Here is a 22,190-nt window from a genome sequence, read left to right on the forward strand (position 1 = left end):
AATTCCGTTAGCCGAACAAGTCGCTGCTGTTGCGGTTATTGTCGGTACATCTGGAGTCACCAACTTCACAGCATTACTAAATGAATTTGAAGATGCAGAAGTACAACTTCCATTTCCTGCCGTTACTGTGTATGGAGTTCCAAGAATCATTCCGCTGATTATTCCTGTATTGCTTATTGAAAGTCCAGTTATAGCCGGAGTGAAAGTATAGTTATTGGTAGAAAGATAATTATTAATTGTACTAGTACCAGCTGATAAACAAGTTGCAGATGTTGATGTAATACCTGGAATCGCCGGAGTTACCAACTTTGCAGAATTACTAAATGAAGCTGAAGCTAAAGAAGTACAACCTCCCTTGGTAGATGTTACTGTATAAGAAGTTCCAACAGTCATTCCATTAATTACTCCTAAAGTAGCAACACTTGGACCTGTCGGCGTAAAATTGTAAACATTCGCAGAACTGTAATTGCTAATTTTACTACTTCCATCTGATGAACAAGTTGGCGCTGTCGCTGTTATAGTCGGTACCGGAATCGTTGTAATCGTAATAGTTCCTGTTTTAGAATCTTCTGTACAAGGTGCTGTATGACCAACTGTTGTGATTGTATAAGTCCCTGCTGCTGTAGGAGTTCCTGAAATAGTTATTGTTTTTGCATTAAGATCTACAGACGACGTTAACCCGTTCGGTAAATTTGATGCTACAGCATTTGTAGCACTACCTCCAAAAGTATAAACCGCATTAGGAATTGCCGCTCCGTTACAAACCGTTGGATTTTGTGTCCCACTTGTAAATGCAATCGTTGAAGCATTATTTACAACAGCTGCAACAGCAATTCTTGAGGCTGAAGAACAACCCGCCGTAGTAGTGGCTCCTACATAATAAGTAGTCGTAGCTGATAAACTTGGAGTAGTAAAATCCGCTCCTGTATATAAGGGTGTTCCTCCCGTAGGATCGGTATACCAATTAATAGTTGCTCCTGAAGATGCCGTTGCTTTTAATGTTAATGTTCCTGCACCACATCTTGAGTCTTGTGTTGTCGTATTTATCGTTGGTAAGGTATTTACAGTCGCTGTAACTGCAGTTCTGGTTGCTGTTGTACATCCATTACTAGTAGCAGCTACATAATAAATAGTGGTTGCTGAAAGACTTGGAGTTGTAAAAGTTGTTCCTGTTGCCAATGACGGACCACCACTTGATGCCGCATACCAGTTAATTGTTCCTGCAGATGCTGTTGCTCCCAAGGTAACAGTTCCTGCATCGCATCGTGCTGCCGGTGTTGTTCCGCTAATTGTCGGTATAGCATTAATAACAAAGTTAACCGCTGCTCTACAATCTGAATCTCCAGAACAAGCTGCATAATAAGTCTTAGTTACAGCTGTATTAGTGTCTGACAAACCTGAATTTGCTACTACTACCGGATTGAAAGAATTACCTGTATGTATCACACTTCCTCCAGTAGCTACCGCGTACCAAACTATGCTACCTGAACATGTTGATGTAGCTGTTAAATTTCCACTTCCACCTTGACAAATAGTCACTCCTGTAGTTGTTGGTGCTCCTGCAACAGTGTTAATTTTAATGCTTCCTGTTGGAAGCGAAATACATCCTTCAGAATTCGTTGCTGTTATTGTATAATCATTTGGTACTAATCCAGAGAAAATCCCAGTTGAATTGGTAACTGCTGCTGTAGCAGGATTTGATCCTTTTATTGTATAATTTATACCCGTAACCGGATTATTCACTTTAATTGTTCCTGTCGGTGTCTCACAACTTGATTGTGTAGTCGCTACTGTTGGAGTAGTCGGTAAAGCCAAAATTGTAATATCATCAGCAGTTATTGACGTAGGTACTCCATTAAAATTTGAACCTGGAACATCTCCCTGGTTAGCTCCTTCATATTTTTTTGGTGTACTTCCAAAAGCATCTGTCGCTGCTGTTATTTTTCTATTAGAATTTGTACTTGTACGTGTTGGATCAAGATATACTGCCTGCGCAAGTGAGCTATACGTTCCTGCTGACATAGATGCTGCCACTTTACCTATTAAAGTTATCGTAACAATCCCATTTTGTGCAATATTAAACCCACCAATCAAAGGATTATTTGCTGAAGATACTGTATTTGCCAATGCTCCAGATGGTCCAGTAGCATCTGCATTATATGTTGCTGTTGCCGAATCAAATGCAATACCTGTCGGAAAACTATAATCTAAAAATACCCCTGCAGCATTTCCTCCTCCAGTATTTTTTATCTGAATTTCATAAGTAACCTTTTCTCCAATTGAATTACAAGCTTTTGCAGTAGCTAAAGATTTAACTTTTGTATCAAGAACGGGAAAACAGTTTGAGTTTATCTGTAAATTTTGTGGTATATCCTGAGTTGTAAATTTTGACACAAAGCCAATTTCACCATCTTTTGCACCGTGATTATTACCTTTACCTGCATCAGATTTACCGGCCGAACCACCATTGACACTAGAGTTTATTATTACAGTACTTGAAAGATTATGGCTAACTATTCCACCACCTCCACCACCTCCTGGTCCGTGTTCATTGTCTTTATCATTTTCTGTATTTCCTCCATTTCCTCCGTTTGCTTCTACTGTAATATCTGCAGTACTATTGTTCGCCACATTCAATAAAACAGTTCCTCCGGCTCCTCCACCTCCGGCTCCATCAGGTGAACCAGAATACGTTCCGGGTGCTCCTTTTCCTCCATTGGCATAAATATAACCTTTGCCTAAAACGGTACCGGCATTAACAAGGATTATTGCTCCTCCTACACCACCTTTTACACCAGACGAAGCATTATTTGCATCACCGGCTCCTCCTCCACCTCCCATGACAAGTCGCGGAAAAGGAGTCGATGTAAGATAAGATCTGAAACCAGGTCTACCAGCTCCTGTAAAATTAGGATACAGATCACCGCCATTGCCTTGCCATCCGGCTCCGCCTAAACCGCCATATCCTCCATTACCACCACCACCACCACCGGTATTATGGTCATTTCCACCACCACCGGCATTAGCAGGAGCTCCTCTACCAGCAGAACCACCAGGCATTCCTTCAACAGGATTAACTACTTGATTGAAACCATCCCACATGTATTTTGGTGTTCCGGCAATTCCTTCTCCTTTACCTGAAATCTTATCATTTGTTGATGCTCCAACATAAACATTAGAGATATTTGCATTCGAATCTGCTTTCGGACTATATCCTCCTCTAAATCCTCTTGCTGTACCATTAATACTAAATCCTCCAAAATTGAATGTTCCGGAAACATTAAAAGCAATAACACCACCAGCAACTCCATTAAAAGGTGGTGTAGTAATATTAGAAGTTAAGCTTAAATTAGAGTATTGAGGAACTCTTACAATTTGAAATGTTCTTTTCCCTCTTGTTGTCGTTGCATCAGCATTATAAAAACTATTTAGCACTCCTCCTCCGGAGCCTGTACCTTTAAACGTTAAATTCCCACCTGCCAATGGTACATTATTGGTTGCAATAACATATTCAAAAATACCTGTATTACCCAAAGACGTAAAACCCGTTCCTCCCAAATTATCCAAACCACTATTTGAGGTACCAGACCCGTAATTAGTAGTATTAGTATAATCTATCGTAGCGTCCTGCATTTGGATGATCAAAATCAAATCTCCTGCAGAAATTTGAATTGCCCCAAAATTGTTACCATAACCGTCTGTTGCTGGTACGTTGCCTAATAAAATAGATTTTGCACCAGCATTAAGTGTAATATTGCCTGCAATAGGATAATAAGTATTTACAGAGTTTGAAACTGTTACTGGTCCATCAACTCCTGGCGTCCCACATACTTGTGCAAATGAAGATATTGATGTTATGGTTAATAAAATAAGGGAAATTAGCTTAAATAAATTAAACTTTCTAAAAGTACTGTTACGCATAGACAACTGAGATTTGTGGAACTGAAATAGCAAAAGCCGACACACTCGATAAGAGTTTCAGCTTATATTCGAAATACGAAAAATTGTAAAGATTGGTTTTAGAAAATTCATAAAAAATCCGGACAGGATCATCTGAAGAACTAAATAGCGTTTGGACCATAGTCATGATAGGTTCAAGACACAAAATGTGTTTTTAGGTTAAAAATGTAGTTTTGGAGGTGCGAAAATATATAAAGAGCTCAATACTAACTACATTAGTCGACAAACTACAAGGAAAGTCGTTGAAATACACTTTCGAATAGAATAAACAAGCTTAATCCTATCTAAAAATCTGCTAATTCGACAATAATAGCGGAGAAATATCTTAATTTTTTAAACAAAAATCAGAAGATTCAAAAATTGATGACAAAACAGCAAAATTATCCTACAACAAATTATTACTATAACTTACACCGCAAAACATAACAAATTAAAAAACAAGATGTTACAAATTAAAAAGAAATTTTAATCTGTTCTTTTAAAAAACTAAAAAGGAGTTTTTAAAACTATTTTAAAAAATTAATATTTCTTTTCAACCCATCAAACTTTGTTCTTTTAATGGGTGAGTTTTTGAAAACAGCACGAAAAGTTTCCTCCGTAATTTCTTCCCAATCTTGCCTAGAGAAAGAAAGCAAATCTGGATTTGGGTTAAATAATGGTTCTGAATGTGCTTTAGAAAATCGATTCCAAGGACAAACATCCTGACAAGTGTCACACCCAAACATCCATTCGTCAAATTTTCCTTTCATTTCGTTAGGAATATTTTCTTTTAATTCAATAGTGTAATAAGATATACACTTGCTTCCATCAACAATATAAGGAGCAAGAATCGCTTGTGTAGGACAAGCATCAATACAAGCTGTACAGGAACCGCAATGGTCTGTAACAGCATAATCATATTCCAAATCAAGATCTATAATAAGTTCAGCAATAAAGTAAAAAGAACCTATTTTTTGAGTTATCAAATTACTGTTTTTACCAATCCATCCTAGACCACTCTTGGCTGCCCAGGCTTTATCTAAAACGGGGGCTGAATCCACAAAAGCTCTTCCAGAAACTTCTCCAATATTTTCCTGAATGGAATGAAGTAATTCTTTTAGTTTTTCTTTTATAACAAAATGATAATCCTGACCGTAAGCATATTTAGAGATCTTAAAACTCTCCTCATTTTGAGATTCCGAAGGAAAATAATTAAGCAGAAGAGAAACAACACTTTTACCATCATCAACCAACAAAGTAGGATCTAAACGCTTATCAAAATGATTCTCCATGTAGGCCATTTGACCATTATGGTTTTTATTTAACCATTTTTCTAATCGCGGTGCTTCTTGTTCTAAAAAACCAGCTTTAGATATACCACAAGAAAGAAATCCAAGACGTTTAGCTTCGGCTTTTATAAATTTAGAATAAGTCTCTTTTGAATTAATGGTCATCTTTTAGTAAATAAAACTTCAATTCCCACTGGCTTTAAAGTAATCAACGGATTAAAATGAATATCGTCTTTCGTTGATATAATATTAAACTTTTTCACGATATGTGCTATGGTTAAGCACATTTCATAAATTGCAAATCCGGCACCAATACACATTCTTGGTCCGGCACCAAAAGGATAAAAATACTGCATGGACTGCTTCTTTTGCTCTCCAAAAAATCTTTCAGGATCAAACTTATCCGGATTTTCCCAATATTTAGGATTTCGGTGTAATTCATAAAAAGAGACACCAATCAAAGTTCCCTTTTTTAAATGATAGTCACCGATAGTATCATCTACAACATTTTGTCTGTCTGTAATCCAGGCAGGAGGATATAAACGCATAGATTCATTTAAAACAGCATTTGTGTAGGTCATTTTTTGAAGCTGCTCTACAATATTTGTTGTTTCTGATTCTATCGTTATTATCTCTTCTAAAACTTTCTGCTGTATTTCAGGATTTCTTCCTAAAAGATGCAACGTAAAAGTTAATGCATTTGCCGTTGTTTCATGTCCGGCAATAAAAAGAACTTTAATCTCATCAATTAACTGTTCAACAGACATTCCTTCACCAGTATCTTCATATCTGGTTTCTAAAAGCATATTAAGTAAATCATTAATTTCTTCCTTTGATGAAATTCGATCCTCAATAATTTCCTGAATAATACTATTGTTTTCTTTTGCTAATTCAAGATGCTTTTTCACCTGACCGGTCAAAGAAAACCACCAGGCTTTATGCGGAAGTCTAATCTCCTTGATCAGGAAATTTTGAACTTCTTCAATAATAACTTTAATTCGATTTAATTTTTCTTCAGAAATTGAAAGTTCAAACAGCGATTTAGCCACAACATTAAAGGCTAATTGACTCATAACCGGAAAAAGATCTATCGCTTTATTTTCGACCAGATCATCTAATTCTAAAACAATAGTCCTATTCATATTTTCAACCAGCTGATTCATTTTTTGTTTATGAAATGCCGGTTGAATAAGTCGTCTTTGTTTTAACCAAAAATCACCATCCACAGTCAAAAGTCCGTTTCCTAAATATTTCGAAAGATAAACAGACTGAAACTTCGATTTATGATAACTCTTTTGATTCTTTTGTAAAATATGTTGCGCAATTTCATTGTCTCTGGATAAGACTAAATGCTTTGTGAAACCAATTTTTAAAGAAAAAGAATCTCCTAGCTTATCAAAATATCTTTTATGAAACGGTATTGGATTTCTACGTACACCTTCAGCATCCCGAAAAAATCTAAAAATCGAAAGTTTATTGGGATAGTTGTATTTAATATTCTCAGACATTGATTCTAATTAAAATAATCCGCCCTGAATGTTTGTATTGATTTTTCCTAAATGTTTATAAGCTTTATCAGTAACTTCACGTCCACGAGGGGTACGCATTATAAAACCTTCCTGAATTAAAAATGGCTCATAAACTTCCTCGATTGTCTCACTACTCTCAGATACAGCTGTAGCCAAAGTTGAAAGTCCAACCGGGCCACCTTTAAACTTATTAATAATGGTTAACAAAATCTTATTATCCATTTCATCAAGACCATGTGCATCAACATTAAGTGCTCTTAAAGCATAACGTGCAATCTCGATATCAATAGTTCCATTTCCTTTTATCTGTGCAAAATCACGCACTCTTCGTAATAAAGCATTAGCTATACGAGGTGTACCACGACTACGGCCAGCAATCTCAATTGCGGCATCTAATGAAATAGGCATTTTAAGTATTGAAGCACTTCTTTCTACAATTGTAGTTAAAAGTTCTGTAGTATAATATTGTAAACGAGATGAAATACCAAAACGTGCACGCATTGGTGCTGTTAATAAACCCGAGCGTGTAGTAGCTCCAATTAAAGTAAATGGATTTAAATTAATCTGAACCGTTCTTGCATTTGGTCCCGATTCAATCATGATATCAATCTTGAAATCTTCCATTGCAGAATATAAGTACTCTTCTACAACTGGACTTAAACGATGAATTTCATCAATGAACAAAACATCTCTTTCGTCAAGGTTTGTAAGTAATCCAGCTAAGTCTCCAGGTTTATCTAACACTGGCCCAGAAGTAATTTTAATACCTACTTCCAGTTCGTTAGCTAAAATATTAGCCAAAGTAGTCTTCCCTAGTCCTGGAGGACCATGAAAAAGCGCATGATCAAGTGCTTCGCCACGCTGATTAGCTGCGGCCACAAAAACTTTTAAATTCTCCAAAACCTGATCTTGTCCGGCAAAATCATCAAATGATAGTGGACGTAATCTTTTTTCAAGATCTAACTCTTCTGGATTGTATCCCTTTGTCGTGGGATCTAAATTTTCATTCATTTTACAAAGATAGGTAAAGTAATCAGTTTGTAAAATTTAAAAATTAAATGGAACTAAAATTTAGTTAAAACAAAAAAGACTGTCATTACTGACAGTCTTTTGATATTTTTCTAGTGGTGTAAAACTTCTTCACCTTCTTTCATTGGTACATTTTGTGGTACAAAATCTACATCGTGATTTGGGTTACTATAGTCATACGGCCAACGGTATACGTGAGGAATTTCACCTGGCCAGTTACCGTGAATATGTTCTACTGGAGTAGTCCACTCTAATGTAGTAGATTTCCATGGATTTTGAACTGCTTTCTTACCGTAGAAAATACTACTAAAGAAGTTGTATAAGAATACTAATTGGAATGCACCTCCTACAAGAGCAAATGTTGTAATTAAAACATTCACATTTTGTAAATCATCAAATAATGGGAAGTTTGTGTTTGTATAATAACGTCTTGGTAAACCAGCTAATCCAATAAAGTGCATTGGGAAGAAAACTCCATAAGCACAAACTGCTGTTACCCAAAAGTGAATATAACCCAAGTTTTTGTTTAACATTCTTCCGTACATTTTAGGGAACCAGTGGTAGATACCAGCAAACATTCCGTAAAGTGCAGAGATACCCATTACTAAGTGAAAGTGAGCAATTACAAAGTAAGTATCGTGAACGTTAATATCTAAAGTACTATCTCCCAAAATGATTCCAGTTAAACCTCCAGTGATGAAAGTAGAAACCATTCCAATAGAGAATAACATTGCAGGGTTGAATTGTAAGTTACCTTTCCATAATGTTGTAATCCAGTTAAACGCTTTTACAGCAGATGGAATTGCAATTAATAAAGTAGTAAAGGTAAATACAGATCCTAAGAAAGGATTCATACCTGAAATAAACATGTGGTGACCCCAAACAATTGTAGATAAAAACGCAATTGCAAGTACTGACATAATCATCGCTCTGTATCCAAAAATTGGTTTACGAGAGTTTGTTGCCATAATTTCTGAAACAAGTCCCATTGCAGGTAAAATTACAATATATACCTCAGGGTGTCCTAAGAACCAGAATAAGTGTTCGAACAATACTGGAGATCCACCTTGGTAATGTAAAACTTCACCAGCAATATAGATATCAGATAAGAAGAATGAAGTACCAAAACTTCTATCAAAAATCAATAATAATGCTGCAGATAATAATACCGGGAAAGAAATAACACCAATAATAGCTGTTACGAAAAATGTCCAGATAGTTAAAGGAAGTCTTGTCATAGACATACCTTTTGTTCTTAAGTTAATTACAGTTACAATGTAATTTAAAGATCCCATCAATGAAGATGCGATAAAGATAGCCATAGAAACTAACCATAAAGTCATACCAGTTCCAGATCCAGGGATCGCTTGTGGTAAAGCACTTAATGGAGGGTAAATTGTCCAACCTGCAGAAGCTGGTCCAGCTTCAACAAATAGAGAAGACAACATCACTACAGCAGATAAGAAAAACAACCAGTATGAAATCATATTCATAAATCCAGATGCCATATCTCTTGCTCCAATTTGAAGCGGAATAAGTAAGTTACTAAAAGTACCACTTAAACCAGCCGTCAGTACAAAGAATACCATGATGGTACCATGAATTGTAACTAAGGCTAAATAAATATCGTTTGCCATTACACCATCTGGTGCAAATTTATCTCCTAATAATACATTAAATATTTTGAAAGACTCCTCTGGCCAAGCCAATTGCATTCTGAAAAGCAAAGACATTGCAATACCAATAATCCCCATAATAATACCAGTAATTAGGTATTGCTTAGCGATCATTTTGTGATCAATACTAAAAATATATTTAGTAATGAACGTGTCTTTATGATGATGTTCGTGCTCGTGATCGTGTCCGTGATCGTGACCGTGCGCTTCTGCTGACATATATGTGTACTTTAAATTTTCTTAATAAATATTATCTCATAGCTACTTTAGCTACCACCGCTTTTACAGTATCAATAACTGCTTTTACAGTATCACTAGTTGTGCTATCTGCACTAGCTTTAACTTCTTCAGCTGGTTTCTCAGCAGCTTTCGCAGCTTTGATATCCTGAGCTAAAGTAGTTTTTTCGCTTAACCATTTTTTATAATCTTCAGGAGTATCAACTACTACTTTCATTTGCATGTTGTAGTGAGAAGCTCCACAAATTTTATTACATAATAATAAATAATCAAATGTATAAGGATCTAAAGCAGTACCTCCTTTAGCAACTAATTCAGTACTTTTCTCTGCTCTAAGTTTATTGATATTTGCAACTTTTTCAACCATAAATGGCAACTCTCTGTATTCAGCAGTTGTATAAGTTGGAATAAATGCAAATTCAGTAACCATACCAGGTACACAGTTCATTTGTGCTCTAAAGTGCGGCATATAAGCTGAGTGCAATACGTCTTGAGAACGCATTTTGAAGTGTACTTTTTTTCCTTTAGGAATATGTAATTCACTAACAACAATATCATCCTGAGCATTTGGATCTGACATATCAACACCTAAAGTATTAATACCTTCGATCAAACGAACGTTTGCTTTACCTAAAACATTATCCTGTCCTGCATATCTTGCAGTCCATTTAAATTGTTGAGCGTATAATTCAATTTCAACTACATCTTCATCTTTGTCAACAAACATAATGTTGTTCCAAGCATATAATCCGTAAAGAATTAAACAAGCTAAAACTACAGATGGAATAATACTCCAAATTGCTTCTAATTTATTACTATCAGCAAAAAACAATGCTTTTTTATCTTTGTGTCCTCTATTTTTAAAAGAAAACCAGTATAATAAACCTTGTGTAATAAACTGAACTACAAAAATTAAAACCCAAGTAATATTCATTAAGTTATCTACTAAAAGACCATGCTCAGAAGCTGGAGTATGAAGTGCTAAACCACCCCATTTTAGTAAACCATAAATCGTAAATATATATATGAATGCCAAGAAGCCAAACATAACATATCCTTGAATATTATTATCATTATCTGATGCAACCTGAGAATCGTCCGAAGAAGACCCTACTTGTGTAAGATCAAATATCTTGGTCAATTGCCACAATGCAACTGCTAATAAAACTAAAACTATAATTACCAACAAACTTGTCATCTGTTTACTTCTTTAAATATTAATAATGAAAATGTTTACTTTCTTCAATGAAAGGATTTCTTTTTGCTAACAAAGGAGCTTTAGTTAATGCTGTGAATACAACAAAAATAAACAATCCTAAGAAGAAAAGTATAGATGCAATTTCAGGAACTCCAATAAACCATTGGTCTCCTACTGTACCAGGCATAACCATATTAAAGAAATCAACATAATGACCTAATAAGATAACAACACCAGCCATTACAATAACCCAGCTTAGACGTTTAAAGTCTGTATTGATTAATATTAATAATGGGAAAACAAAGTTCATAACTACAGCACCAAAGAATGGCAGATTGTATAATTGAATTCTTGTTACAAAGTAAGTTACCTCTTCCGGAATATTAGCATACCAGATTAGCATAAATTGAGAGAACCATAAATAAGTCCAGAAAATACTAATTCCAAACATAAATTTAGCTAAATCATGAATATGACTAGTATTAACATACTCTAAATATCCTTTAGATTTTAAATATATTGTTACTAAAGCAATAGCAGTAATACCACTTACAAAGAATGAAGCAAATACATACCATCCGAATAATGTACTGAACCAGTGAGGATCAAATGACATAATCCAGTCCCAAGACATAATAGACTCAGATACGATAAAGAAAACAAGGAATCCAGCAGAAATCTTAAAGTTCTTTTTGTAATTCAAATCATCATTAGCCTCTTCCTGAGCTAAACAGTTTTTTCTAGAATAGAAACGGTATAAGTTCCATCCTAATAAAAATACAAATGCTCTTGCGATCCAGAAACCAAAATTTAAATAACCAGCTTTTCCAGCTATGATTGCATCATAATTAGGACTTTTAGGATCTGTAACTCCTTCACCTAACCATACAAAAATATGATTAAAATGTAATCCGCATAAAACTAAGATTATAAAGAAAATTACTGAACCAACTGGCAAATAAGCCGTTAAACCTTGCATAACTCTAAACAAAACAGGAGACCAACCAGCCTGAGAAACTTGTTGAATAGCATAAAATGCTAAAACTCCCATAGAAAGCAGTAAAAAGAAAATACAAGCAACATATAATGCTGACCAAGGTTTGTTTTGTAATTGGTGCAACACGTGAGTTAAATGCTCTTCATGCTCATTTGCACCAGTAACTTTTGCATGTTCTCCACCTTTATGTGAATCATGCGAAGCTTCGGCAGCAGCTTCATGATGCCCGGCTTCTTTGTGAGAAGCTTCTGCACCTTCTTCATGCGCTGCACCATGAGATCCATGAGCATCCGCAGCTAGTATTTTTTCAACTTCTTGAATATCTTTAGGCGCACTTAAAAAACCATACCCAATTCCTAATATACCAACGGCCATTAGGATGATAGAAAAAGTTTTTAATTTACTTGAAAATGTATACATATCTATTACGATCAGTTTGTTCAACAATTATAATTGGCTTCTTAGTTTTAGAACATAGTCAGCAACTAACCAACGTTCGTGGGCACTTAATTGATTTGCATGCGAACCCATTGCATTTAAACCGTAAGTTTCTACGTGAAAAATACTTCCTTCAGTAATTTCTCTGTCTTTATAGCTAGGTACTCCAAGAAATTTTTCTCTTTCAACCAATTTACCTTTACCGTTACCAGTTGCACCATGACAACTAATACAATAAATTTCGAAAAGCTCTTTTCCTTTACCAGAATTTTTATCTGCTTCAGTCAAAGGAGATTTTAAATTAGCTTTTGCTAATTCATAACCTGCAGTCGAATTTTCATACTCATAAGGCTCAAAACCTCTATTAATAGTTCCTGCAACAGGAAGCTGACCTTCTTTTCCACCTTTAAATACTTTTGCCTCTGCATATGGTTCATAACCTACAGACTCATACATATTTGGGAAATACTGATAGTTTGGTGCCGAATTATTGTGGCAAGATGAACCTAAAATAGTTATACCAACTAAAAGTGTTATTTTATATATCCTTTTCATAGCTACAATTAATTCTTTTCAATTACTTTAACTTCAACTGCACCTGTACCTTCGAAAAAAGAAACAAGTTCTGCTTCGTTATCATTTACAGCAACTTCCATTAAGAAATGGTCATCTGTTGTTCTTACATCAGGATTTTCTGCCTGCTTAAATGGCCAAAGTCTACTTCTCATATAAAAAGTAATAACCATTAAGTGAGCTGCAAAAAATACAGTCATTTCAAACATAATTGGCACAAAAGATGGCATATTCTGAATGAAACTAAAACTTGGTTTTCCACCAATATCTTGTGGCCAGTCATGAATCATGATATAACTCATCATAAATGTTGCAACAGAAATTCCAACACATCCATAAAGGAACGCACAAATTGCTAATCTTGTTGGCGCTAAGCCCATAGCTTTATCCAATCCGTGAACTGGGAATGGAGTAAAAACCTCTTCAATATGATGATGAGCAGCTCTTGTTTTCTTAACTGCATCCATCAAAATATCATCGTCATTATAAATGGCGTATATTACTTTATTACTCATGATGTGAATCTTTACTGTTTGCTCTTTCTCTAATGTAATTATCTCCTGTTCCTTTCAAAATTGTTTTTACCTCCGCCTGAGCAATTACAGGGAATGTTCTAGAGTATAATAAAAACAATACAAAGAAGAAACCAATTGTTCCAATGAAAATCCCAATATCAACAAATGTTGGTGAGAACATTGTCCATGAAGATGGAAGGTAATCTCTATGTAAAGAAGTAACAATAATTACGAATCTTTCGAACCACATTCCGATGTTTACAACGATCGAAATAATAAATGAAAACATGATACTTGTTCTTAATTTCTTAAACCACATAAATTGTGGAGAGAAAACGTTACAAGTCATCATAGACCAATACGCCCACCAGTAAGGTCCGGTAGCTCTGTTTAAGAACGCGTATTGCTCATACTCTACTCCTGAATACCAAGCTACAAATAACTCAGTAATATAAGCCACACCAACGATAGAACCTGTAATCATAATAATGATATTCATTAATTCAATATGTTGTAATGTGATGTATGCTTCAAGATTAGAAACTTTTCTCATAACGATCAACAATGTATTTACCATCGCAAATCCTGAGAATACCGCTCCAGCAACGAAGTAAGGAGGGAAAATTGTTGTATGCCATCCTGGAATTACAGAAGTAGCAAAGTCCATAGATACAATCGTGTGTACAGAAAGTACAAGAGGAGTAGCTAAACCAGCTAATACTAAAGATACTTCTTCAAAACGTTGCCAATCTTTAGCTCTACCGCTCCATCCAAAACTTAAGATAGAATAAACTCTTTTATTAAACGGAGTTATAGCTCTATCACGAAGCATTGCAAAGTCAGGCAATAAACCAGTCCACCAGAAAACTAATGATACTGAAAGATACGTTGAAATCGCGAATACGTCCCAAAGTAATGGTGAGTTAAAGTTTACCCATAAAGATCCAAATTGATTTGGAATAGGTAATACCCAGTATGCTAACCATGGACGACCCATGTGAATAATTGGGAATAAACCAGCTTGTACTACCGAGAAGATAGTCATAGCTTCTGCAGAACGGTTAATAGCCATTCTCCAACGTTGACGGAAAAGTAATAATACCGCAGAAATTAATGTTCCGGCGTGACCAATACCAACCCACCAAACGAAGTTAGTAATATCCCAAGCCCAACCAACTGTTTTATTTAATCCCCATGTTCCGATACCGGTAGATACGGTGTAAATTATACAGCCTAATCCCCAAAGGAAGGCTATTAATGCGATTGAAAATACAATCCACCATTGTTTATTTGCAGGTCCTTCAACAGGCGCTGCCACATCTACAGTTACATCGTGATAAGATTTATCACCAATAACTAAAGGTTTTCTAATGGGTGCTTCGTAGTGAGACGACATAATCCTTTATATGTTTCTTAATTAATAATTTTTCTAAGTATTTCTAACTTTAACATGGTAAACCACATTAGGTTTTGTTCCAACATGCTCTAATAAATGGTATGATCTTTCATCAGCAGCTAATTTAGCAACTTTACTTTCTTTATCATTAACATCACCAAATATCATAGCTCCAGAAGAACAAGCACTAGAACAAGCTGTTTGGAATTCACCATCAGCAACTGGGCGACCTTCGTTTTTAGCTTTTAATTTAGTAGCTTGTGTCATTTGAATACACATAGAACATTTTTCCATAACTCCACGAGAACGAACGTTTACGTCTGGGTTTAATACCATACGACCTAAATCATCATTCATGTGGTAATCGAATTCACTGTTTTTATTATATAAGAACCAGTTAAAACGACGTACTTTATAAGGACAGTTGTTTGCACAGTAACGAGTACCAACACATCTGTTGTATGCCATGTGGTTTTGACCTTCACGACCGTGAGAAGTTGCAGCAACAGGACAAACTGTTTCACATGGTGCGTGATTACAGTGTTGACACATTACTGGCTGGAAAGCTACTTGTGGATTATCTCCAGGTTTTTCCATTTCATTGAATGTAGACAATGAACTAGATAAACCAGCAATTCCTTCTTTTCTTTCGTTATCACCTTCAAAAGTACTTTCAGAAGAATAATATCTGTCAATACGCAACCAGTGCATATCACGACTTCTTCTAACTTCAGCTTTACCAACAACAGGAACGTTATTCTCTGCATGACAAGCGATAACACAAGCCCCACAACCAGTACAAGCATTTAAATCAATCGAAAGATTAAAATGATGTCCAGTAGATCGGTCAAATGACTCCCATAAATCAACAGTTGTAGCTTTAACTTCTTCGTGATCTAAAGATACCATTGGTTGTTCGTTCCAATGTTCAGCATCTTTAGTGTTAAAAATTTCCAGAGTAGTTTCTTTAATAATATCTCCTCTACCCATTAACGTTTTCTGCCCTTGTACACAAGCGAACTCATGAACACCATTAGCTTTTGCTAAAGTAATAGACTGAACACCGTTAAAGTTTTTATATACAGCGTAAGCATTTAAACCTACTTGCATTTCTTCTTTTAAAGCCGCTTTACGACCATAACCAAGCGCTAAACCAACAGTTCCAACAGCTTGTCCTGGCTGAACAATTACTGGAACGTTTTCTAATTTAACACCATCAGCAGTTGTAATTGTAGCATAACTACCATTTAATCCACCGTTTGCAACAATCTCATTTGATAAATCGTACTTTTTAGCATCTGCATTAGATACCGTAACGTAGTTATCCCAAGAAACTCTTGTAATTGGATCTGGAAACTCTTGCAACCATGGGTTGTTAGCGTGTTGTCCGTCTCCTAATCCTGTTTTAGTATATAATACTAATTCAAGACCACCAACAGATTTTGATTTAGAAAGCGCATTTGCAGCACCAGCATAGTCAAAAGATCCACCAGCTAAAGCAGCAGAACCTATTACTACTACACCATCATGTAATACTTTGTTCCAAGAAGAACCAGCAACAAAACCAGCTGCATTAGCTTTAAGGTAATCGTAGAAAGTTCCACCAACACCATTTAAAGACAATAAAACATCTTGGAATTGCTTTGTATTAAATATAGGACGAATAGTAGGTTGCGTTAAACCATAAGTTCCTTTAGTAATTACTACATCTCCCCAAGATTCTAAGTAATGAGGTGCAGGAGCAGCGATTGTAGCAACTGAAGCAGTTTCATCATCTTTTAATGCGAAAGCTACTGAAGTTTTAACTTTTTTCAATCCAGATACAAATGAAGCAGAATCTGCTAAAGTGTAAACCGGATTAACTCCACTCATAATTAAAGTATGAACAGAACCTGCATTCATATCGTTCAATAATTGAGATACCACTGCATTAGATCCTTTTCTAATTTGTCTTGTACCAACTGTACTGAACGACTCACTAGCTAATGCCTGATTAATAGCTAAAACTAATAACTGAGCATTTTTATCTTCAATTCCAGATACTAAAACTCCTTTTGAACCGGCTGCTTTTAATTGCTGAGCTGCTTTTACAACTTCAGCTTTAAATTTACCATCCAAAGTAACAGGAACAGAAGCACCTACAACTATATTATATATTTGAACTAAAGCTTGTTTTTGATCTGCTCCAGTCATTGGAACACGCTTATCAGCAGCAGCTCCAGATAATGTCATATTTGATTCAAACTGAAAATGACGAGACATTTTTCCGTTTTGAGGAATACGTCCTTTTGCATATCCAGAATCATATCCACCACCTTGCCAGTCTCCTAAGAAATCAGCACCAACAGATACAATTAAAGAAGCTTTTGAGAAATCGTAATCAACCAAAGCTCTTTCACCGTAAACAGTTTCAAAAGCATCTAAAGCATCTGATGAAGAAACTGCATCATAAACAACATGCTTTGCATTTGGGTTTTTAGCAATAAACTCGCCAATTAATTTCTCAGTAGATGGACTTGCTAAAGTATTAGTTAATAATACTACTTGTCCACCTTTTGCTTTCGCTTCAGCTAAACTTGATTTAATTTTCAAATCAACAGCAGACCAGCTGCTATTTTTTCCATCCAATTTAGGCTCTTTTAAACGAGAGCTATCGTACAATCCTAAGATCGATGCGTGAATTCTAGCGTTAGCCGAAAATTTAGCACCTTCGATAGTATTGTTTTCAACTTTAATTGGACGACCCTCACGAGTTTTCACCAAAAGATTTGCAAAATCAAAACCGTCAAAAACAGTAGTTGCATAATAATCTGCAACACCAGGAATAATTTGCTCTGGTTGTAAAACATAAGGGATAGACTTGTGCACAGGACCTTCACAAGCAGCAAGTGTAACCGCTGCAGTACTAAATCCTACGTACTTTAAAAAGTCACGACGTGAAGTTCCTGATGAAGCTAAAGCATCAGCATTTCCTAAGAATTCATCAGTAGGAATTTCTTCAACAAATTCGTTATTTCTAAGCGCCTCAACAATAGAACCATTCTCTAGTTCTTCAACACTTTTCCAGTATTTTTTGTTTGATGACATTGTATATAAATATTAAAATCTTAATAATTCGATTAATAGTGGCATTTACCGCATTCTAAACCTCCCATTTGCGCTGCAGTTAATTTCTCTACACCGTATTTTTTAGAAAGTTCAGCATGAATTTTATCATAATATGCATTTCCTTCCATCTTAACATCAGTTTTTCTATGGCAATCAATACACCATCCCATTGTTAATTTAGAATATTGCTTCATGATTTCAAATTCCTGTACCGGTCCATGACAAGTTTGACATTCAATTCCTGCAACAGAAACGTGTTGAGAGTGATTGAAATATACAAAATCAGGAAGATTATGAATACGAACCCATTTTACAGGCTGTGTTTTTCCAGTATAAGCTTGTTTAGTTTTATCCCAACCAACAGCGTCATATAATTTTTGAATTTGAGCATCGTAAAACGCTTTGCTGTACTCAGGAGTAGCAGTTGTCTCAGCAACTTCAGAAATGTTTTTATGACAGTTCATACAAACATTCAAAGAAGGAATACCTGCAGTTTTACTTACACGCGCAGCAGAGTGACAATATTTACAATTGATCTCATTATCACCAGCGTGAATTTTGTGCGAATAGTGAATTGGCTGAATTGGCTCGTAGTTTTGATCTACACCAACCTGCATTAAATATCCGTATACAAAGTAACCACTAGCCAAAAGCAAGAAGATAGATGTAACTAATACCAAAAATTGGTTTCTAGCAAAAGCCTTCCAGATTGGAGTTCTTCCTTCTTTAGGTAAAATTTCAATACCATTGTTACTAGCCACTTTTGTTAAAACTTTGTTCACCATGAACAACATAACAACTAAAATAGCCATTACTAAAGCAAGAGCTCCTAATATAACATTATTAGAAATAGCACCACTCTCAACATTTGTACCAGGAGGTGTCGCAGCGCCACCAGCGGCAGCAACAGGCTCAGCTTTAACTTCAGAAGTATAAGCTATAATATTATCAATATCGCCTTCAGATAACTGAGGAAAAGAAGTCATTACTGCTTTGTTGTTTTCCTCGAAAAGTTTAACAGCAACAGCATCACCTGACTTAATCATGTCAGAACTGTTATGCACCCACTTGTAAATCCAAGCCATTTCGTGCTTAGCAGCAACTCCTCTAAGTGCAGGACCTGTTGATTTAGCATCTAATTTGTGACATGCAGCGCAATTTGCATTAAAAAGTTCTTTCCCTTTTGCCGGATCACCACCAGCAGTTGCAGCCGGAGCAGCAGCTTCAGGCGCCGCAGGAGCAGCAGCATCTTGAGCAAATGAAGTTAGGGAGAAAATCAGCGTTAGCGATAAGCTAAGAAGCAATTTTCTTGAGATCGAATTATGGTTACCCACCTTTTTCATATAGTATAATAATTATCTACTAATTTTTGGTATGATTTTTTCTGTACTAAATCATACAAAAACTAATACCTTCTTTTAAAACTTGCACAAAAATACGACTTATGTGTTATTCTCAAAACCTTAAAATAGTCTTAAATATCAATTTATATCAATTCTAAATAATATTAAAATTTTACACTCAAAGTTTAAATAGTATTTTTGCATAAAAACCATCACATTATGAGAATTTTAACCCCATCGAAAAGAGTTTTCTTAACACTAACAATGTTTACATTAGCTTATAACATTCATGCTCAGGACCAAAATTTAACATTGAATCAAGATCCCAAATTTGAACAGTTATTGAACGATAAACGCAAAATTAACACGTCAATAAACACAAACGACACTTATAGAATTCAAATTTTTAGCGGTAAAAGCGAGGAAGCTAAAAAAACACTGACAGATTTCAAGAGAGAATTTTCAACTATTGACGGAACCATCATTTTTAATACTCCAAATTACAAAGTAATCGTTGGGAATTTCAAAACCCGAATAGAAGCGGAACGAAATTTAGCAGAGATTAAGAAAAAATACAAAAGTGTATTTTTATTAAAACCCGGTAAATAAAATTTTAAGGAAAATTATCAAAATAAAAAAAAGCAACTCCATTTAGAGTTGCTTTTTTTTATTTGAAACTAAATATCCTTATCTTAAAAAACAAAGTCATCGCTTATTACTTTCAATATTAGGCAAAAATCCTGTTATAATACCAACTAAAGGCAAAAATGCACACACTTTAAAAACATAGGCTATACTCGTCATATCAGCCAATTTACCCAAAATAGCAGATCCTAATCCTCCCATTCCAAAAGCAAATCCAAAAAATAACCCAGCAACCAAACCAACTTTACCCGGCATTAATTCTGTAGCGTACACTAAAATAGCCGAAAATGCAGAAGAAATGATCACTCCAATTATAACAGATAAAATACCAACCCAAAACAGAGAAACATATGGCAACATTAGAGTAAACGGAGCTACTCCTAAAATCGAAACCCATATAACATACTTTCTTCCAAACTTATCCCCTACTGCACCACCAAGCAATGTCCCAACTGCAACAGCTCCTAAAAATGCGAACAAATAAATCTGAGATTCCTGTATTGACAAATTAAACTTATCGATTAGAAAAAAAGTATAATAACTTGTAATACTGGCTAAATAAAAATATTTGGAGAAAATCAAGATAAGCAGAATCACCAATGAATATACTACCCTCTTTTTAGATAGTTTATGAGTAAAAACTTCCTCTAACCCTCCTTTATTTTGTCGTTTCAATTCTAAATGAGCACTATACCAAATTGCAATTTTATACAAAATAAAAATCCCAACCAAGGCGATAAGACAAAACCAAATTACATAAAACTGACCATGAGGCACTACAATTAAAGCAGCTAATAAAGGTCCTACTGCACTTCCAGCATTTCCCCCCAACTGAAAAATAGACTGAGCCAATCCCTTCTTTCCTCCCGAAGCCATATGTGCAACCCTGGAAGATTCTGGATGAAAAATAGAAGAACCAATACCAATTAAACTAACCGCAATTAATAAATAGGTAAAACTGGAAGCAATGGAAACAAAAAACAAACCTGCTAATGTAAAACTCATCCCAACAATTAACGAATATGGTTTAGATTTTTTATCTGTATACATACCCACAAATGGCTGCAAAATAGAAGCCGTAAGCTGGTAAGTAAAAGTAATCATCCCAATTTGGGTAAAACTTAAATTAAATTTTTCTTTAAACAATGGGTAAACAGAAGGAATTACCGCTTGCAACAAATCATTTATAAAATGAGAAAAACTGATAATAAAAAGTATCGAATAGATCGTTTTTTGAGCTATTTCAGGCTGCGCCTTAACATTTGTCATAGGATAATATTTTAATTTTGAATAGAAATAAAGTTTACTATTTCTTTTCGACAAAGATCCCATTAATTATATTGTCAGAATTACTACATTTGGACAATGAATAACGACTATCAGACACACCCAATAACAGACCTTGGATTTCAAGTAAATCCTTTACTTCCGGTTTTAGGCTACACAGAAACAATTACAGACGCTATTTGTTCGTTGCATTCACACCCAAGGGCGCAACTTATTTATGCAACAACCGGAGTTATGAATATAGTTGTAGAAAATCAAATTTGGGTCGTAAATCCATTGCAGGGATTATGGATTCCCGGAGACGTAGAACATCAGGTATCTTTTCAAAAAGACGTAAAACTTTATAGTATTTTTATTGATCCATCCTATACAAAAGATCTTCCGATACAAAGTTTCTCTTTTGACATTTCATCATTTCTAAAACAACTAATGTTTAAAATTATTTCTTTTCCGGATCAGAAAAACACAACCCAATCACAAAAAAGAATTATGGATGTGCTTCTGGATGAACTAGCTTTAATACAGCCAAGTTCTACTTTTTTACCCACAAGTAACAATGCAAAACTAAAAAACATTGTCAACCTTTTAATTAATGATGTTGCGAACAAAGAATCAATCGAATACTTTGCTAATTTATCCTGTATGAGCAGCCGAACTTTATCCAGACTTTTCATTAAAGAACTAGGCATGAGTTTTAGCGACTGGCGAATAAGACTAAAACTATTAGAAGCGATAAAAAGATTAGGAGAAAAACAATCCATAAAAGAGATTGCCTTTGATTTAGGGTATGAAACCTCCAGCGCATTTATTTTTATGTTTAAAAAAAACCTTGGCAAAACCCCATCAAATTATATTTTAGAAAATAAAGCATTGGACTAATTTTCTATTTCAAAATACCATAAAATCAAAAATACATCCCCTTTTTGAATTACTCAGGTCCGTCAAAAATCAATTCAATTAATTCCAAAAAAAAATCCCGATTGCTCGGGAT

General features: G+C 35.1%; 14 protein-coding genes and 1 pseudogene. 2 read left to right on the plus strand and 13 right to left on the minus strand.

Annotated features, from left to right (window positions below; all coding sequences use genetic code 11):
* The 12 genes and pseudogenes from KHA98_RS22855 to KHA98_RS01785 form a co-directional block, all read right to left on the minus strand.
* Positions 1–3,921, minus strand: a pseudogene (locus KHA98_RS22855) (immunoglobulin domain-containing protein); the annotation flags it as partial.
* Between the two features lie 545 nt (positions 3,922–4,466).
* A complete protein-coding gene (gene queG, locus KHA98_RS01735) occupies positions 4,467–5,393 on the minus strand; it encodes a tRNA epoxyqueuosine(34) reductase QueG (RefSeq protein WP_213254720.1) in 927 nt (308 codons plus the stop codon).
* Positions 5,390–6,736 (minus strand): cytochrome P450, encoded by a 1,347-nt coding sequence (locus tag KHA98_RS01740; protein ID WP_213254722.1) that lies wholly within the window; start codon positions 6,734–6,736, stop codon positions 5,390–5,392. Before KHA98_RS01740 ends, queG begins: the two co-directional genes overlap by 4 nt.
* A 9-nt stretch (positions 6,737–6,745) precedes the next feature.
* A complete protein-coding gene (gene ruvB, locus KHA98_RS01745; RefSeq protein ID WP_213254724.1) occupies positions 6,746–7,768 on the minus strand; it encodes a Holliday junction branch migration DNA helicase RuvB in 1,023 nt (340 codons plus the stop codon).
* Between the two features lie 110 nt (positions 7,769–7,878).
* Entirely contained in the window at positions 7,879–9,681 is a 1,803-nt protein-coding gene (locus tag KHA98_RS01750; RefSeq protein ID WP_072970539.1) for a cytochrome c oxidase subunit I, read from the minus strand.
* 31 nt (positions 9,682–9,712) lie between these two features.
* Positions 9,713–10,897 carry a cytochrome c oxidase subunit II gene (locus KHA98_RS01755; protein WP_213254726.1) on the minus strand — a complete coding sequence of 395 codons (1,185 nt, stop codon included), beginning with the start codon at positions 10,895–10,897 and terminating at the stop codon, positions 9,713–9,715.
* A gap of 19 nt (positions 10,898–10,916) precedes the next feature.
* Entirely contained in the window at positions 10,917–12,314 is a 1,398-nt protein-coding gene (locus KHA98_RS01760; protein WP_213254728.1) for a quinol:cytochrome C oxidoreductase, read from the minus strand.
* Between the two features lie 27 nt (positions 12,315–12,341).
* Positions 12,342–12,887: a c-type cytochrome gene (locus tag KHA98_RS01765; protein ID WP_213254730.1), complete on the minus strand. Its 546-nt coding sequence runs from the start codon at positions 12,885–12,887 to the stop codon at positions 12,342–12,344.
* A gap of 8 nt (positions 12,888–12,895) precedes the next feature.
* Positions 12,896–13,420 carry a DUF3341 domain-containing protein gene (locus KHA98_RS01770; protein ID WP_017498155.1) on the minus strand — a complete coding sequence of 175 codons (525 nt, stop codon included), beginning with the start codon at positions 13,418–13,420 and terminating at the stop codon, positions 12,896–12,898.
* Positions 13,413–14,816, minus strand: a complete 1,404-nt coding sequence (gene nrfD / locus KHA98_RS01775) for an NrfD/PsrC family molybdoenzyme membrane anchor subunit (RefSeq protein WP_008466839.1) — start codon at positions 14,814–14,816, stop codon at positions 13,413–13,415. The genes KHA98_RS01770 and nrfD overlap by 8 nt, the downstream gene beginning before the upstream one ends.
* A 33-nt stretch (positions 14,817–14,849) precedes the next feature.
* On the minus strand, positions 14,850–17,903 hold the full coding sequence (locus KHA98_RS01780) for a TAT-variant-translocated molybdopterin oxidoreductase (RefSeq protein ID WP_213254731.1): 3,054 nt from the start codon (positions 17,901–17,903) through the stop codon (positions 14,850–14,852).
* A gap of 32 nt (positions 17,904–17,935) precedes the next feature.
* Entirely contained in the window at positions 17,936–19,267 is a 1,332-nt protein-coding gene (locus KHA98_RS01785) for a c-type cytochrome (RefSeq protein WP_213254732.1), read from the minus strand.
* Between the two features lie 219 nt (positions 19,268–19,486).
* Between KHA98_RS01785 and KHA98_RS01790 the strand changes: the two genes are divergently transcribed.
* The gene (locus tag KHA98_RS01790) at positions 19,487–19,876 is read left to right on the plus strand and encodes an SPOR domain-containing protein (protein ID WP_213254733.1); all 390 of its coding nucleotides are present in this window, start codon (positions 19,487–19,489) and stop codon (positions 19,874–19,876) included.
* A 96-nt stretch (positions 19,877–19,972) separates the two neighbouring features.
* On the opposite strand, the gene KHA98_RS01795 is transcribed toward KHA98_RS01790, so the two are convergent.
* Positions 19,973–21,181 carry an MFS transporter gene (locus KHA98_RS01795; protein WP_213254734.1) on the minus strand — a complete coding sequence of 403 codons (1,209 nt, stop codon included), beginning with the start codon at positions 21,179–21,181 and terminating at the stop codon, positions 19,973–19,975.
* A 96-nt stretch (positions 21,182–21,277) separates the two neighbouring features.
* On the opposite strand from KHA98_RS01795, the gene KHA98_RS01800 reads away from it, so the two are divergent.
* Entirely contained in the window at positions 21,278–22,078 is an 801-nt protein-coding gene (locus KHA98_RS01800; RefSeq protein WP_213254735.1) for an AraC family transcriptional regulator, read from the plus strand.
* The last annotated feature ends 112 nt before the right edge of the window (positions 22,079–22,190 follow it).

It is taken from the genome of Flavobacterium branchiicola (assembly GCF_018383905.1).
GTDB lineage: Bacteria > Bacteroidota > Bacteroidia > Flavobacteriales > Flavobacteriaceae > Flavobacterium > Flavobacterium branchiicola.